Raw genomic sequence first — 15,052 nt, forward strand, 5'->3', positions numbered from 1 at the left:
GAACAGGAAGTTGCCGCTGCGATAGTCGCCATGGACGACGCTCAGGCGGTCGAGCAGCGGAAGATTGCGCTCGAGCCAATTGGCCGCCACGTCCATCAACGGGAAGTCCTCCCCGCGATCCTCCTCCCAGACGCGACGGGCCCGATGGAACTGCCAACGCGCGCAGTCCACCGTGCCGACTGGCGGCAGGTCCATGCTGGTGAATCTCATCGCGCCGACATCGGCCGTGTGGATGGTCGCAAGATGCTGCAGGAACTGCGGAGCGAGTCGCTGGCGCAGGTCGGGCCCGAAGTTGGTTCCCAAACCCACCACCTGGCCGGCGCTCGCGTCGCGCGGTTTGGCAACACCCTCCACGAACGTGTAGATGATGGCCGGTTCAGGAAACCAGCGTGGCTCGTGATCGAGCCAGAACACCTCCGGCACCGGCAGGACGCCCCGAAATGCCGCCAGCAGTTCGGTTTCGCGGATACGGCTGGTGGTGTTCGAGGCCTCGGACGGATCCATGCGCACGACCAGCCGATCGCGGCTGGGACCGCGGCCCGGTGCGTTCCAGGCCAGATCGAAGGCCACCTGCACCTTGGAGGCCCCACCTGTCAGCCAGCGTGGGTCATGAACTTGAAATTGGCCCTCGACGCATTCAGACAGCATGGCGTTCAGCCAGCCGACCATCTCGTCGAGCGAGGCCTGCCGGTAGGGTGGGCCTGCGCGCCGACGCATCTTGCGAGTGAGCAGCTCGTCGGTTTCGCGCTCAGTCGGGAAGCGGCGGCGCAGGTCCTCGATGAAGGCCTCGGTGGGCTGGTCGCGCAGATCGGGCGTGTTCGTGTTCATGCGTCGGTGCGCGCCAGTCGTTGCGCGAGATAATTGAGGCCGAAGAGCTTGCCGTGGCCGCCATGGCCGACGCGACCGGCGTACTGGTAGCGCATCAGCGAGACGAAGGCGGCGATGGACGGATTGATCGAGCCCATCGGTCGGGTGCCGATGGCAGCRCCAAAGAACTCATGATTGCGCCCGCGTACGTCCACGGCCACGATACGGTCGCTGATGGCGAGCATGTCCACAGTGGTGGCCTCCACCGTTGCTTCCACCACCGGCGTGACCACGCCATGTTCCACGATGAAGCCCGAGTTGAGCTTCTCGTAGCGCACCCGGCCATCCGCCGACACGTCAAGCGTCATGGTCAACCACATCGACATGTCCTCACCGCAATTGACCGATATGTAGGCCGTTGCGCGGTCGGGCGTCTCGTTGCGCGGGCCCCAGCTGCGATCCATGCCTTCGAAGCAGTCCACCTCATAGCGTTGGCCGCGCAGGGTGAGCGTTCCGCGGATCCGACCCTTGAGGTCGAAGTGGCCGTGCGACCAGGCGTCGCCAACACGGGGATCGGACACCTGGGACGCCTTGGCGGCCGCCGGGTTCTCCCGAGGATCCGTGGGATCGAAGGGATGGTGCATACCGCGCAGGGTCAGCTCGAAACTGCAAGCCTTCAGCTTGTGCTCGTAACCAAAGCGCCAGTCCGTCAGGCTCTCGGCCTCCACTGACAGGCCATTGGCGAGCGTGAAGCGTGCATACGATTCAGGGCATGGCAGGTGGATCTGGGGATCACAGAAGTCCACCTCATGGGGGCGGCGGCGAACGCCGCGTGCGATGACGACCGACGACATCGCCACGCCCATATTGGGCCGGGCCAAGACATACAGCGTGCCGTGCAATGCGGCTTCGGGCACATTGAAGGCGAGATACGTGGTCTCGGTCCAAAGGCGGTCGGTCGGGTCGAAGCGGTGAAATTCGGTATCAGACGACTTGATCATTGATGTGTCTCCAAAAGGGCGAGAGGCCCTGACCCTACGAGGGCAGGGACCTGCCCGGCCCCTACTTGGTCTTGTTCAGCGAAAGGCGGTTGAGATTGCGTGATGTGTCCGCGTCGCGCCTCAGAGCCTGCGCGAACTCTTCAGGCTTCAGAAGCTCCGGAACCATGTACTGCCGGGTCATGAACGCCGCCATGCGTTTGGACTCGGCCGCCTTGGCAATTTCCGCGTAGATGCTTTGCACCTTGTCGGGGGGCGTGCCTGCTGGTGCGAAGAATCCATACCAGACGCCCGCTTCGAAGTCTTTCTGTCCCAAGGCCTCGGCCAGCGTCGGAACATCCTTGAAGTCCGGCAGCCGTTGCCGTGAACCCACTGCCAGTGCTGTCAGCGTTCCGCCTTTGATGTGCTGGGCCGCGGCCGTGACGGACACAAGGCTTACCAGCACATTGCCGGAGATCACGTCCGTCAGGGCCTGGCCGGTGGACTTGTACCGGATCTCCTCGAGCTGAAGTCCGGCCGCCTGATTGAGCAGTTCGCCGAAGATCTGGCCCGGTGAACCCGCACCCGCCGACGCGTAGCTCGCCGCCTTCGGGTCCTTGCGAACGAAGGCCTTCAGCTGCTCGAGATCGCGTATCGGCGACTTACTCGATGTGACGAGCACCAGGGGTACCGAGCCGACCCGGGCCACGGGCGTGAAGGAGGTCAATGCGTCGTAAGTCGGCTTCTCGAACGTGAAAGGCGAAGTGACGAAGGGCGGGTTGGCCGTGAACAGCAGAGTCTGACCGTTTGGCTGCGCGCGCATGGCGAACTGCGTGCCGATCACTCCCGCCGCACCTTCGCGGTTCTCGACGATGACAGGCTTGTTCATCTGCCCCTGGAGGATCTCCGAGAATTCCCGTCCGAGCAGATCCAGGCCATTGCCTGGGGAATAGGGAACCACGATGCTGATCTTGTCGCCGGTCGGGAACTGGGCAGCGACCGGCGTCGCGGCGAAAAGGGTCGCGGCACATGCGAAAGCGGCGCCGATGGTTCGAAGGTTGGTGGTGGTGATCATGTGTGTCTCCGTATTTTTCAAGGACGTCGTTCCGCGCAGGTCATGTCGCCTTGAGGCGTTCGGGCTTCTCGAAGGGCTGGGGTATGAGGGCGCCGGTCTTCATCTGTTCCTTCAGCGCAAACTTCTGCACCTTTCCGGAGGCGGTGGTCGGAAAAGCCTCCACATAGAACCAGGCCGCGGGTGTCTTGTAAGCGGCGAGTCGCGATCTGCAATGGTGGTGCAAGTCGAGCGTCGTGGGCGGCGGCATGCCCGTGCGAAGGCGCAGCGCGGCGGCGACGATCTCGCCCCATTGAGGATCGGGGAGGCCCACCACGCTGACTTCATGGACCGCGGGATGAATCAGTAGGGCATCCTCGATCTCGCGCGGATAAATGTTCTCGCCGCCGCGAATGATGCAATCCTTCAGTCGGCCGGTGACGCGCAGATAGCCGGCGCTGTCCATGGACGCGAGGTCGCCGGTGCGCAACCAGCCGTCCGCCGTGATCGCCGCATCCATGTCGGACGCCAGGTTGTAGTAGCCGTGCATCACCTGGTAGCCACGCGCCCAGATCTCACCGGTCTCGCCCAGTGGCCGCGGCATGCCCGAGTCCGGATCGGCGACCTTCACTTCCATCCAGGGTGCCGGCTGGCCGATGGTGGAGGTCTGGCGCTCCAGGCTGTCGCCCGGATAGGTCTGGCTGAGCACGCCACAGAGCTCAGTCTGGCCAAAGGTGATGGTGAAGCGACAGCCGAGCTCGCGCCGGGCCCGCTCGACAAGGCTGGCCGGTACCTGCGAGCCGCCGCTCATGAGGGTGCGCAACGAGGATACGTCACGCCGCGGCAGGTCCGGATGGTCCAGGATCTTGAGCACCATGGCGGGCACGGCGTGCAGGTGATTCACCCGTTCGCTCTCGATGATCGACAGCATGCCACCCGGCTCGAACGCCGTCTGCAAAACGAAGGTGCCGCGCGAGGTCATCGCCCCGAGCTGACTGCCGGCGCAGCCGCCGACATGGAACAGCGGCATCGCCGTGGCCCAGACGCCCCCGTCGGGAAACTCCGCGCGCTGCGCCGCGAAACGGGAAGCGTTGACAAGGCCGCGGTGGTGCAGCCGCGCGCCCTTGGGCTTGCCCGTCGTGCCGGAGGTGAACTGGATTTGCGCCGTGTCCGTCGGCTGCACGTCAGGCAGCATGATGGCGGGGTCACTGGAGGCCACGAAGGCGTCCCACGCGGAGAACGCCGTCGCTTCGCGCAGCTGCGGCAGCTCACTGCGCAACTGGCGCACGACCTCGCCCATGTCGGTCCCACGGTAGGCGCCGCAGTGGAAGATGCCGGCGGCGTCGGAGGCCTTCAGGACGTGCCGCAGTTCCTCCTTCAGGTACGCGGGGTTCACGGTGACCAGCACCAGGCCCGCCAGGCTCGCGCCATGCTGCAGCAGGATCCACTCGGCGCAGTTGGGCGCCCAGACGGCGATCCGCTCGCCGACCGCGAAGCGGCGCAGCAGCGCGCGGGCGACCCGCTCGGCAGAAGCCAGGAGGTCGGCGTAAGACCAGCGGCGCGGCGCGGCCTCCGCACCGGCCTCGACGAAGCCGCAGCGCTCGGGAACCTCGTAGGCAAGGCGGCGCAGCAGGTCGCCGAAGGTGATTTCCAGCAATGGCGCGCCGGGGACGGCGGCCCAGCTGGAGGTGGTCAGACGGAYATCGAGCGTCATGGATTGGGTGACCCATTTATTTGGGTCACCCAATGTAGCCAACAGTCGTGCTTCTGTCAAGCGGGACAGCGCTTACAAGGCGCTTGAGCGGCGCCGCGTGCCCTCCGGACGCTTGAGCGCCGGATCGGCCTCGACAGCGCGCTTGCCGGCTTCTGCGAGGTAGATCTTCTGAAGGCCCAGCAGGTGGTCGCGCATGCGTTTGGCGGCGGCATCGGCGTCGCGCGCGCGCAGCTCGGCCAGCAGCTTGTGGCGGAAGGGCATCACGGTCGGCGTCGAGGTGCGCAGGAACTCCTCCACAAACTTCTGCGTGATCGCCATGACCGAATCGGTCACGATCTCCAGCAGGGGGTTGTGCGTCATCGCTGCCAGCAAGCGGTAGAACTCGAGGTTGATGCGCGTGCGCAGGGGCTCGTCGCCCGCCCGCACGGCCTCCTCCGCCGCCTCCACGTTGCGCTCGAGCGCATCGAATTCGTCGTCGGTGCCGCGCTCGCAGGCCAGCCGAACCACCTCCACGCCGATGAGGATGCGCGTCTCCGTCAAGTGYGAGGGCTGGATCGTGCCCAGCGAGTAGAGGTCCACGAGCCCTGCCCGGACGGCATCGCCGCCTCCCCTGCGGATGAAAGCCCCCCCGGTGGCGCCCTTCTTCATCTCGAGCAGTCCGCTGTCGACCAGGGAGCGCAGGGCCTGGCGCACCGAATTGCGGCTGACCCCGAACTGTTCCGCCAACTCGCGTTCCGAGGGCAGGCGGTCGCCCGCCTTCAGACGCTGCGAGGCGACCGCGGCGCGGATCTGTGACTGGATGCCGTCCGCCGGACGCGGCCCTGCTACGCGTTGGAAAGACACGACACCCCCACTACGAGGTGCCGCCGTCCGGGTCTTTTTGGTCGCTGCTTGCATGGGCTCATCGTATGCCAAGTCCCGACCTCCACCCCGGAGTATCGCTACACAAGTCGTTCCCAGCGCCTGCGATGTGTATCATGTGACGCCGCACACCAGCCGCATGCCGCATGACTACGACCTCGGAAATTCCCTTCGCCCGCCTGACCGGCGTGACGCTCGCCCCGGCGAGCGGTGGCCGCAGCCGCGGCTCGGTGGCGCTGCAGCCGGAGCACCTCAATTCGCACGGCGCCGCCCATGGCGGCCTGACGTTCACCCTGGCCGACACCTGCATGGGCGCTGCCTTGCGCTCGCTGCTGGAGCCGACGCAGACCTGCGTCACCGTCGAGACGAAGATGAGCTACTTTCGCGCGGGCGTGGGCACGACCATGGTTTCCGAAAGCGAGGTCGTGCACATGGGCCGTACCATCGCCAGCCTGCAGTGCCGCGTCTTCGTCGACAGTACGCTGATCGCCGCGGCGACGGGCACCTTCGCGATCCGGGCCAAGGCGGCGCCCTGATGGCCTCCCCCGCGCCCGCGCCCTCCGCCAGCGCCCGCTCCCTGCTGCTCACGCTGCTGGGCGAATTCGTCCATCCCTCCACCGAACCGATCTGGACTTCGGCGCTGCTGCAGGCGTTCGCCGCCGTTGGCGTCGCCGAGAAGGCCGTGCGCCAGACGCTTGCGCGCGCGGCCGCCGCCGGCTGGATCGAAGGCGGCCGGGACGGGCGGCAGGCGTGGTGGCAACTCGCGCCGGCATCCACCACGTTGATCACCGAGGGCTCGCGGCGGGTTCGATCGCTGCGCCAGGCTGCGCAGGACTGGCCCGGCACCTGGGTGCTGCTGCACATCACGTTGCCGGAAACGCGCCGCTCGGACCGGCTGCGGCTGTACCGGGCGCTCAGCTGGCTTGGATTCGGCAGCCCCACGCCGGGCCTGTGGATCTGCCCCCACGAGGACCGCGCCAAGGCGGCCGAAGCAAAGGTGGCGGAACTCGAACTGGCCGCCCACACGATCGCCTTCCAAGCGCGAGGCATGGCCTTTGGCATCGGGCAGGCCGAGCTCGTCGCCCAGGCCTGGGACCTGGATGCGCTGGCGGCGCACTACCGCGAGCTGGAAGACCGCTTCTCGGCCTTGCGGCCGCGCAGCGAGGAAAACGTGTTCGTCGCCCACGTGCAGCTGGTGAACGAACTGCAACGGCTGCCCGGCGTGGACCCTGGCCTGCCGGCCAAGCTGCTGCCGCGCGGCTGGGACGGCGAGCGCGTCACCCGCCGGCTGGAAGAACTGCGCACGCGCTGGCGCGACCAAGCGCATGCGCATTGGCGCAAGCTCTGCGAAAACGCCTGACCTACCGCCCCGGCTCGCGCGCGTTCCACTGCGCAAGCAATTCGCGCTTGGCGATCTTGCCCGATGCGTTGGTGGGCAGCGGCTCCCGGCGCAGCCACCAGCTCGAAGGCACCTGGAACCTGCCCAGTGACGCACTGGCGTGTGCCTCCAGTTCCTGCTCGGTCACCGCTGCGCCGGCCCGAACCACCACCACGGCGGCGACTTCCTCGCCGAGGTCGGCATGCGGAAGCGGCACGACGGCAACTTCGGCCACGGCGGGATGCTGTTGCAGGCATTGCTCGACGTGCGCGCAGGCGACGTTCTCGCCCGCGCGTATCACGATGTCCTTGGAGCGGCCGCTCAGGATGAGGTACCCGTCCTCGATGCGGCCAAGGTCGCCAGTGGCCACCCAACCGTCCACGTCGGTGGTGGGCGACGGGTCGCCCCAGCAGCCCAGCGTCGCAGTCGGCGTGCGCGCCAGGATCTCGCCCACGCCGTTCGCGTCCGGATTGCGAATGCGCAGCTCGACGACCGGAAGCGGCTTTCCCACGCAGCCGGGGCGGCCCTGTACATCGTCCGCCGATCCGGCCGCGAGCACGCCGCCCGCCTCCGTGGAGCCGAAGAGGCTGCCCACGCTCTTCTTCACGCCCGGAAAGGCACGCTGCACCTTCTGCCGCAGCTCAGGCGAAATGGCCGCGCCGCCCATCGGAATCGAGCGCAGGCTGGAGGTGTCGTACTTGTCCAGTTCCGGGTGCTCGAGCACGCGCGACACCATGGTCGGAATGCTGCCCCACACGCGCACGCGCTCGCGCTCGATCAGGCGCAGAACGGCCTCGGGCTCGAATCGCCCCTGCAGGAGCACCAGGGTGCCACCGGACAACATCGTGGAAACACTGGTCTGGATGCCCGCCAGGTGGAACAGCGGCACCGTCAGCAGGCTCACCGTGCCCTGGCTGTCAGGCGGCAGCTCGTGTGGCATGCGGCCGGTGAGCACCAGCAGGTTCTGGATGTTCGCCACCACGCCTCGATGTGACATTAGCACGCCCTTGGCGCGGCCCGAGGTGCCCGAGCTGAACATGATGAGCGCCACCGCATCCTCATCGACCGCCGGCGACGTCAACGCCTGCGGCACATCGGTCGCGTCGACCACCGCCCGCAGCTCCTGCAGGTCGATGGCATCGGCGCGCCCCTGCAGCCCGCGCTTGGCCAACTGGTCCGCCACCACGGCCGCGGGTGTGACATCTGCCAGGCCCGCCGCCACCTCGGCGGGACTCCACCAGGCATTGGCGAGCACCGTCACTGCGCCCAGCGACTGCAGCGCCCAGAAGGCGGCCAGCCATTCGAGGCTGTTGTAGGCGAGCAGCACGACCCGATCGCCGCGGCGCACGCCGCGTGCCTGAAGGTGCCGGGCCACCCGGCCGACGGCGTGGGCGAAGCCGTCGAAGCTGAGACGGCGTTCGCCTTCCACCGCGAATGTGCGGCCGCTCCAGCGGCTCGCGTCTTGCAGCAGCGCGGCCACCGAGCGCGGCCGGTCCTTGTAGATCCGGCAAGGGTAGCCGTTCACCACCGCCGTGGTGATCTCGCGGCCCCAAGTGCGGGGCTGTTGCGTCGTGTGCATGCCGTTCACTCCTGCAATGCGGCGGCTTCCAGCCGCTCGATCTCTTCGTCCGCAAAGCCGAGCTCGCGCAGCACTTCGGCCGTGTGCTCGCCGGTCGCGGGCGGCGGCCGCACGCCGCTGCGCGCCGTGAAGTCGAAGCGAACCGGCGCATCCACCGACTTGCTGCCTTCCACCTCGACCCAGGCCCCGATGGCCTGCGCCTGCGCATCCTCCATCAGGTCGGCCGGCGTCTGCACCGGCGCCCACCAGACCTCGTGGGCATCGAGCTGCTGCGCCCAGTGCGCCAGCGGTTGCACGCCGAAGGCCTCGTCGAACAGGCGGATCAACTCGCCGCTATGGGTGGCGATCGCGCGGGCGTCTTCGAAGCGCTCGTCCTCGACGAGGTCGGCACGGCCGATCGCGCGCAGCACGGCCGGCAGATGCCGCTTGGCCTCCACGCCGACCAGGAAGAACCAGCGGCCATCGGCGCAGCGGTAGGAGTTGTACATCGGCGTGCGAGAGCTCTCGCGCGGCCGCGGCGGCTTGGGATGCCCCCCCAACGCCTGCTGGCCCAACTCGCCGCCGAGCGCCCACATGCCGGTGCGCATGAGCGAGGCTTCGACGAAGCGGCCCTTGCCGGTCTGCTGACGTTCCATCAGTGCGGCCAAGATGCCGCTTGCGGCCGCCATGGCCGTGAAGGCGTCACCGATGCCCTGCAGCAAGGCGGGAGGCGCGGTGCCGGCCGTGGTGATCTCGTGGGCGACGCCGGTGCGGCCGAAGAAGGCAGCGATGTCGTAGCCGGGCCGGTCCTGGTCCGGGCCGCCCCAGCCATAGGCGCTCACGGTGCAGTACACCAGGTGCGGATGGCGCTCGCGCACCTCGGCCGCGCCGAGGTCCAGGCGTTGCAGCGCGTCCGGGCGCAGATTGCTCACCAGCACGTCGGCCCGCGCCAGCAGCCGCTCGAAAGCGGCGCGACCCTCGGCCGTCTTGATGTCGATCACGACCGAGCGCTTGCCCCGATTGGCCAGCGTGAACGCGCCATTGGGGGTGCCAGCACGGGCACCCATCCTGGAAAAGATCGTGCGCATCGGCTCGCCGCCGGGCGGCTCCACCTTGATCACGTCCGCGCCCCAGTCGGACAGCAGGCCGCTGGTGAGCGGCCCCGCCATCCAGTGGGCGAATTCCACGACGCGCACGCCGCGCAGCGGTTGAACGGCGGCGTCAGCCGGCGGTGAATCGAGAGGAGTTGAGTTCATGATCTAATGCTACAAACGATAGACGTAACTGTCAAATGCTGTATCATATAGACCGTACAGACCCAGGAGCACATGCCATGAGCGATGCAGTGATCGTCGAGAAGAACGGACCGGTGGCGCGGCTGGTCCTCAACCGCCCGGAAAAGCACAACGCGCTGCGCTTCGACGACCTCGACATGCTGGTCGCCGCCCTGCATGAAGCCGAAGACGACGACGCCATCAAGGTCATCGTGCTGAAGGGCAACGGACCCTCCTTTTGCGCCGGGCACGACTACAACGATGCGCTGAAGTCCTACGGCCTTGAGCCCGCCGCCGACGGCAGGAAGCCGCGCCGGCCCAGCCAGCGCACGCGACTGCTGAGGGATCGCAAGCTCGGCATGAACTACATGGCGTTCCAGAATTCGATGAAGCCGGTGATCGCCCAGGTGCACGGGCACTGCACCGGGGTCGGCATGTATTTCGTGGAGCTGGTCGACCTGGCCATCGCCGCCGAAGACACCCACTTCAGTCACGCCGAGCAGCGGCTCGGCCTGGCCGGCAACACCTGGCACATGAACAGCCAGATCCTGATGTACGGAGCCAAGAAGGCGCGCGAACTCATGCTGCTGGGCGACAGCTTCGACGGGCCGGAGGCGCAGCGGCTCGGCCTGGTCAACCTCTCGGTTCCGCAGGCACAGTTGGAAGCGACGGTAGAGAACTGGGCGCAGCGGATCTCCAAGCATGCGCGCGACGCGCTGGTCACCGGCAAGGCGATGCACCAGATGGCGCTTGAAAGCCTGGGCGGAGCGCAGCAGTTCACCCGCGGCTACGTCGGTCACACGCTGGGCACCAACCTGCGCTTCGAGTCGGACGAATTCAACTTCCTGCGCGAACGCGCGCAGGAAGGAACCACCGCCACTTTCAAGAAGCGCGACGAGCGCTTTGGCGATTGAACCCTGCAAGGAGCACACCATGGAACTGCACGTCACCGAATCCAGCATCGCCGACGGCGTCGGCCTCGTACGTCTGAAGCGGCCGGACCGCGGCAACTCCTGGACCCACCGCATGAACGCGGAGTACCGCTGGTTGATGCAGTCGCTGGACGAGAACCCGGAAGTTCGCGTCATCGTCGTCACCGGGGCCGGGCGCCAGTTTTGCGTCGGCGCCGACTTCAAGGCGCTGGAGCATCACAAGGACTCGAAGAGTAGCTACGTCGCGGAATCGAGGCACGAGGAGATGGCGCAGCCCGGCCATGGCGTGCATGCGGAGTTCGACCACGAGATGGTGTGGCATTGGGGCCTGTCCAAGCCCGTCATCGCCGCCGTGAACGGCGCATGCGCCGGCATCGCGATCGCCCTCGCCGCCTTCTGCGATTTTCGCTATGCGGCCGCGGGCGCCAAGTTCACGACCTCCACCCCCAAGCTGGGGCTGCCTGCCGAATACGGCCTCTCCTGGGTGCTGCCGCGCCTCATCGGGCTGAGCAACGCGGTGGACATCCTCTTCACGGGCAGAGTGTTGCTGGCCGAGGAGATGCGCAGTATGGGCTTTCTCCACGGTGTATTGCCGTCGGAGGACTTCGAGGCACAGGTGCTCGCTCGGGCTCGCGAAATGGCTATGGGCGTCTCCCCCATCGCGGTGAAGACTGCGAAGCGGCAGGTCTATGCCGAGCAGATGCACCTTGAGCCGGGCCGGGCCGTGGAAGACTCGAAGCAGTTCACTGCAGATCTTTTGAAGCTTCCCGACATGAAGGAAGGCATTGCCGCAGCACAGGAGAAGCGGAAACCTCGGTTCCTACCGTTGTCTGGGTAGTCCCGGCAGCGCGGTTCTCAGTCACCCTCCGACCTGCCGACCCAGGTCGCGAGCTCAGCCCCCATGGTCGAGCCCGCCATCCGACGCATGGATGACGCGCAGCGAGGCGAACTTTGCGTTCCTTCTCTGACGCCATCGCCGGAGGTTCTGTTCGCACGTGCCGAGTGCTTGGAAGGAGTCGATGCTGCAGAAGCAGCGCCGAATCTACGAGCAGGTTGCCTCATGAAGGGWCATGCAGCCAAGGCCGCGGAACGGTGCGCCATGGTCGCGGCGATCATGCACAAGTTCGAGGGCTACGAGGGCCCTATTTCGCTCGAGGTGATGCGAGGGGCGATCAGGTTGGTCGCCTGGCATCTAAACCAGTATCTGATGCGCTTCTGCCCTCTTTCGCAGCTCGAATTGGATACGATCGAACTGGAGTCGTGCATCACGCGCCACGCACACAAATACGCCAAAACCAGGTCGATCGCAGGCCCCGAGCTGTGCAGGTACGCGCCCACGCGGTTGAGGGCAGTCGATGACATCTGGCCGCCCCTCGAGTGCCTCCAGGAGCAAGGCAAAGTGAAGGTCTGGGGGCACAAGGGCGCACCGTGGAGTGTCTCGCTTCTCTACTGGTTCCCGGCGCAGGCCTGGGCCCAAGACCCGCCGCCGCAAAGTGGCCTTGCTCGCAGGTTCTGGGACAATTCCAGGCAAGCGCCTGCAGTGTCGGTCGAGCCGCAGGAGACGGGTGATGTCCTGTGGCCCGGGGTGTCCTTGCCGTAGGACCTCGTCACGAACGCCGCTATTTTGCGATTGAATAGCAAAATAGCGGTGTTCCATGGCACGTGCCCGCGCGTCCTCCCCGTCAGGAGCTCAAGGCGCGTCGCGTTCTACCAGAAGCCGCCTGACACGCTCAGCCCCGAGGTGCTTCGTCGCCGGCTTGTCAATGCCGCGATCCTCGTAGCTGCGATGATCCACCCGGCTATCAGAACCGCTTTGCTCGAGATGAGCGTTGAGTACCTCGCTCGTGAACTCACGAGCGCCCTTCAAGCGCGCCTTCACAGCTCCCAGGGTATCTCCGCCACTGTTCTTCTTCCACCCACCGCGCTCCGGATGCTTAGCGTCGTGCCGCTTGAACTGTTGCCCAAGCGGCCGTGGAATCCCATCCGGAAGCCTGTGGCACGTCAGTGCATGAAGGTGGGGTTGTTTTCCGCCCTCCAGTGCTGCTTCAGGGCRGTGGATAGCCCACAGGACCGGCGACGGTCCGGCGAGCCCCGTCGCCAGTTCCTCCGCCAATGCGCGCTGCTGCGTCGAATTGAGCTCCCTCGGCAGGGCGACAATATATTCGGTGGCCCCCCATTTGCGCGTTCATGTTTGTCGAGCGCCTCGAAATACTCCAATGGCGAACGAGCCTCCGGAGGAAAATTGGCTTGATTCAGGTCCACCAGATCGCCCCGTTTGGCGTGCTTGCCAAAACGGGCGATGTAGTTTGCATATGCCTTGGTATTGCCTGTCTTGATCGTTCGCTTGTTCATGTGGAAAAAGTCCGTCATCTGTGCTCCGAAAAGAGAAACTGTAGGTGCGCGTGCCGCTACTCCTCCGAGTAGCGCTTACTTGTCTGATATGAGTAGGGAATGCTCTCGCAGAAGGCTGGTCGCTAGACCAAGCATCACCTGGTCCATACAATTGACGGGTAGGTAAAAATTTACCTAGAACCTCTACGAGGCCTCAATGCGCGCCTGAACGCATCTGCGATGCGGAGAAGTGGCAAGACGATGGTCATCGGTCGCCAATGCACTCTGTTAGTCGCGAGTACTGGCCCAATCCGAGCAAAGATGGGAAGCAGAGACACCCATGAGAGCGCACCTCATTGGCCGCAGGTTCCGACGGATGCTGCCGCCAGCTTGGTCACTCCCAACGGGGACTGACACTCCGACCGCGGGGGACCACCATCGCCGCATGGAACAGATCGTCATCCTCGGCGCCGGCCATGCCGGCTTCCAGTGCGCGGCTGCGCTGCGTCAGCAAGGCTTCGCGAACGCCATCGTGCTGGTCGGCAACGAGGGCCTGCTGCCCTACCAGCGGCCGCCGCTGTCCAAGGCCTACCTCCTGGGCAAGACGGCCCCGGCGGACCTGGGCTTCCGGCCGGAACGCTTCTACAGCGACCAGCGCATCGAGCTGCGCGCCGGCCACGCGGAGACGATCGACCGGAAGCAACGCGAGGTGGTACTGCGCGACGGGAGTGTGATTCCGTACGATCACCTGGTGCTCGCCACCGGCTCGCAACCACGAACCCTGCCGGTGCCGGGCGCGGAGCTGACCGGCGTGTTCCCGTTGCAGACCCTGCGGGACGCAGATCGGCTGCGCGCCGCGCTGCAAGGCGCGGCGAACGCAGTGGTGATCGGTGCCGGCTTCATCGGCCTGGAGTTCGCCGCTTCGGTGCGCGCACTCGGTGTGCCGGTGCAGGTAATCGACATCGCGGACCGGCCGATGGCGCGCGTGCTGTCGGCCGAGTGCGGCGCCGCGTTCACGCAGGAACACCGGGCGCAGGGCGCCGACTTGCTCTGGCGGACCGGAGTGCAACGGCTCGAAGGCGAAGCGGGGCGGGTGACCGCTGTGATCACCGCTGATGGCCGTCGGTTGCCGGCGGACGTAGTGCTGGTCGGCATCGGCGCGGTGCCGAGCACAGCGCTGGCCGCGCGGGCCGGGCTGGCGGTGGAGAACGGAGTGGTGGTTGATGCCAACCTGCTGACCTCCGACCCGCACATTTCGGCCATCGGGGACATCGCGGCCTTTCCGCAAGCCGGAAGCGGCAAGCGCATCCGGCTCGAATCGGTACAGAACGCGACCGACCAGGGGCGCGCCGTGGCTGCGCGTCTCTCCGGCAAGCCCGCACCCTACCAGGCCGTGCCCTGGTTCTGGAGCGACCAGGGCGCGCTCAAGCTGCAGATCGCGGGCCTGCGCGATGGCAGCGAGGACCACGTGGTGCTGGGCGATCCGACCACGGGCAGCTTCTCGGTGCTATGCATCGGTGACGGCGTGCTGCATGCGGTAGAGACGGTGAACCGGCCGGGAGACCACATGCTCGCGCGAAAGCTGCTGGCCAAGGGGGTGCGGGTGACGCGGCAGCAGGCACGCGTGCCAGGGTTCGAGCTGAAGTCGCTGGCATGACAAACGTCAGCCAAAAGCCTTCATGAACGCGAGCGGATTCACATGCTCGCGATTCAACACGATCTTCCCATCGCGCAGCCTGAAGATGAACACATAGCGCTGGTCATACATCTTGCCGGTGGCGGCGACGATGCTGTGCGCACTGGCCTCGACGATCAGGCAGTCCGGGTCAGCGGTCTGGTGCAGGTCGTGGATCCAGAACTGGTGTTCGCGACGGCCCGGGATCGCCTTGTTGTAGTAGGAGAGGATCTTCTCCTTGCCCGTCCAGACCGGTTCGAAGCCCTCGATCACGGGCGCGAAGGGAATTTCCTGCACCGCGTCGTCGGCCCACAGGTCGGCGAAAGCCTGCATGTCCTTGCGCATGAGTGTCGTATAGAAGGCGRGCACCGTGCGCTCGTTGGCGTTCCTCGGGACGACCTGTTCCGCGGGAGTCATGCTTCCACCTCGCCTCTTTCCACCAGTTGCTGCCGGATGTCCTTCTTCACGATCTTTCCGTAGCCCGACTTCGGCAG

At 66.3% G+C, this 15,052-nt stretch carries 15 protein-coding genes; 6 read left to right on the forward strand and 9 right to left on the reverse strand.

From position 1 onward, the window contains the following. From AC1DY5_RS17215 to AC1DY5_RS17235, 5 genes are all read right to left on the reverse strand, one after another. Positions 1 to 828 (reverse strand): phosphotransferase family protein (locus AC1DY5_RS17215; RefSeq protein ID WP_478113244.1); only part of this gene is annotated, 828 nt, incomplete at its 3' end. After that, a complete protein-coding gene (locus tag AC1DY5_RS17220; RefSeq protein ID WP_478113246.1) occupies positions 825 to 1,808 on the reverse strand; it encodes a DUF7064 domain-containing protein in 984 nt (327 codons plus the stop codon). The genes AC1DY5_RS17220 and AC1DY5_RS17215, both read right to left, overlap by 4 nt. Positions 1,809 to 1,869: 61 nt before the next feature. Beyond that, on the reverse strand, positions 1,870 to 2,859 hold the full coding sequence (locus AC1DY5_RS17225) for a Bug family tripartite tricarboxylate transporter substrate binding protein (protein WP_478113248.1): 990 nt from the start codon (positions 2,857 to 2,859) through the stop codon (positions 1,870 to 1,872). Between the two features lie 40 nt (positions 2,860 to 2,899). Next, complete coding sequence (locus tag AC1DY5_RS17230; protein ID WP_478113250.1) at positions 2,900 to 4,549, reverse strand: class I adenylate-forming enzyme family protein; 1,650 nt, start codon at positions 4,547 to 4,549, stop codon at positions 2,900 to 2,902. A gap of 72 nt (positions 4,550 to 4,621) precedes the next feature. Then, the gene (locus tag AC1DY5_RS17235) at positions 4,622 to 5,392 is read right to left on the reverse strand and encodes a FadR/GntR family transcriptional regulator (protein WP_478113252.1); all 771 of its coding nucleotides are present in this window, start codon (positions 5,390 to 5,392) and stop codon (positions 4,622 to 4,624) included. Between the two features lie 164 nt (positions 5,393 to 5,556). Between AC1DY5_RS17235 and AC1DY5_RS17240 the strand changes: the two genes are divergently transcribed. Beyond that, positions 5,557 to 5,946 (forward strand): PaaI family thioesterase, encoded by a 390-nt coding sequence (locus tag AC1DY5_RS17240; protein ID WP_478113254.1) that lies wholly within the window; start codon positions 5,557 to 5,559, stop codon positions 5,944 to 5,946. Then, a complete protein-coding gene (locus tag AC1DY5_RS17245; RefSeq protein WP_478113255.1) occupies positions 5,946 to 6,770 on the forward strand; it encodes a PaaX family transcriptional regulator in 825 nt (274 codons plus the stop codon). Before AC1DY5_RS17240 ends, AC1DY5_RS17245 begins: the two co-directional genes overlap by 1 nt. A gap of 1 nt (position 6,771) precedes the next feature. Here the strand turns inward: AC1DY5_RS17245 and AC1DY5_RS17250 are convergent, their stop codons facing one another. Both AC1DY5_RS17250 and AC1DY5_RS17255 read right to left on the reverse strand, forming a co-directional pair. After that, entirely contained in the window at positions 6,772 to 8,367 is a 1,596-nt protein-coding gene (locus tag AC1DY5_RS17250) for a class I adenylate-forming enzyme family protein (RefSeq protein WP_478113257.1), read from the reverse strand. Between the two features lie 5 nt (positions 8,368 to 8,372). Further along, positions 8,373 to 9,602 (reverse strand): CaiB/BaiF CoA transferase family protein, encoded by a 1,230-nt coding sequence (locus tag AC1DY5_RS17255; protein ID WP_478113259.1) that lies wholly within the window; start codon positions 9,600 to 9,602, stop codon positions 8,373 to 8,375. 77 nt (positions 9,603 to 9,679) lie between these two features. On the opposite strand from AC1DY5_RS17255, the gene AC1DY5_RS17260 reads away from it, so the two are divergent. From AC1DY5_RS17260 to AC1DY5_RS17270, 3 genes are all read left to right on the forward strand, one after another. Continuing rightward, positions 9,680 to 10,534 carry an enoyl-CoA hydratase/isomerase family protein gene (locus AC1DY5_RS17260; RefSeq protein ID WP_478113260.1) on the forward strand — a complete coding sequence of 285 codons (855 nt, stop codon included), beginning with the start codon at positions 9,680 to 9,682 and terminating at the stop codon, positions 10,532 to 10,534. A 19-nt stretch (positions 10,535 to 10,553) separates the two neighbouring features. After that, complete coding sequence (locus AC1DY5_RS17265; RefSeq protein WP_478113262.1) at positions 10,554 to 11,390, forward strand: enoyl-CoA hydratase-related protein; 837 nt, start codon at positions 10,554 to 10,556, stop codon at positions 11,388 to 11,390. 222 nt (positions 11,391 to 11,612) lie between these two features. Next, positions 11,613 to 12,152 (forward strand): DUF3987 domain-containing protein, encoded by a 540-nt coding sequence (locus AC1DY5_RS17270; protein WP_478113267.1) that lies wholly within the window; start codon positions 11,613 to 11,615, stop codon positions 12,150 to 12,152. Between the two features lie 90 nt (positions 12,153 to 12,242). On the opposite strand, the gene AC1DY5_RS17275 is transcribed toward AC1DY5_RS17270, so the two are convergent. After that, complete coding sequence (locus AC1DY5_RS17275) at positions 12,243 to 12,710, reverse strand: MobA/MobL family protein (RefSeq protein ID WP_478113269.1); 468 nt, start codon at positions 12,708 to 12,710, stop codon at positions 12,243 to 12,245. A 618-nt stretch (positions 12,711 to 13,328) separates the two neighbouring features. Here AC1DY5_RS17275 and AC1DY5_RS17280 point away from each other — a divergent pair. After that, a complete protein-coding gene (locus AC1DY5_RS17280) occupies positions 13,329 to 14,540 on the forward strand; it encodes an NAD(P)/FAD-dependent oxidoreductase (RefSeq protein ID WP_478113263.1) in 1,212 nt (403 codons plus the stop codon). Between the two features lie 6 nt (positions 14,541 to 14,546). Here the strand turns inward: AC1DY5_RS17280 and AC1DY5_RS17285 are convergent, their stop codons facing one another. Further along, on the reverse strand, positions 14,547 to 14,975 hold the full coding sequence (locus tag AC1DY5_RS17285; protein ID WP_478113265.1) for a nuclear transport factor 2 family protein: 429 nt from the start codon (positions 14,973 to 14,975) through the stop codon (positions 14,547 to 14,549). Positions 14,976 to 15,052: the final 77 nt, after the last annotated feature.

The organism is Variovorax sp. P4_D9 (genome assembly GCF_056401695.1).

Coding starts and splice junctions, on each gene's coding strand:
- AC1DY5_RS17225 (WP_478113248.1), bottom strand. CDS start 2,859: ATGATCACCACCACCAACCTTCGAACCATCGGCGCCGCTTTCGCATGT.
- AC1DY5_RS17240 (WP_478113254.1), top strand. CDS start 5,557: ATGACTACGACCTCGGAAATTCCCTTCGCCCGCCTGACCGGCGTGACG.
- AC1DY5_RS17245 (WP_478113255.1), top strand. CDS start 5,946: ATGGCCTCCCCCGCGCCCGCGCCCTCCGCCAGCGCCCGCTCCCTGCTG.
- AC1DY5_RS17250 (WP_478113257.1), bottom strand. CDS start 8,367: ATGCACACGACGCAACAGCCCCGCACTTGGGGCCGCGAGATCACCACG.
- AC1DY5_RS17255 (WP_478113259.1), bottom strand. CDS start 9,602: ATGAACTCAACTCCTCTCGATTCACCGCCGGCTGACGCCGCCGTTCAA.
- AC1DY5_RS17260 (WP_478113260.1), top strand. CDS start 9,680: ATGAGCGATGCAGTGATCGTCGAGAAGAACGGACCGGTGGCGCGGCTG.
- AC1DY5_RS17265 (WP_478113262.1), top strand. CDS start 10,554: ATGGAACTGCACGTCACCGAATCCAGCATCGCCGACGGCGTCGGCCTC.
- AC1DY5_RS17280 (WP_478113263.1), top strand. CDS start 13,329: ATGGAACAGATCGTCATCCTCGGCGCCGGCCATGCCGGCTTCCAGTGC.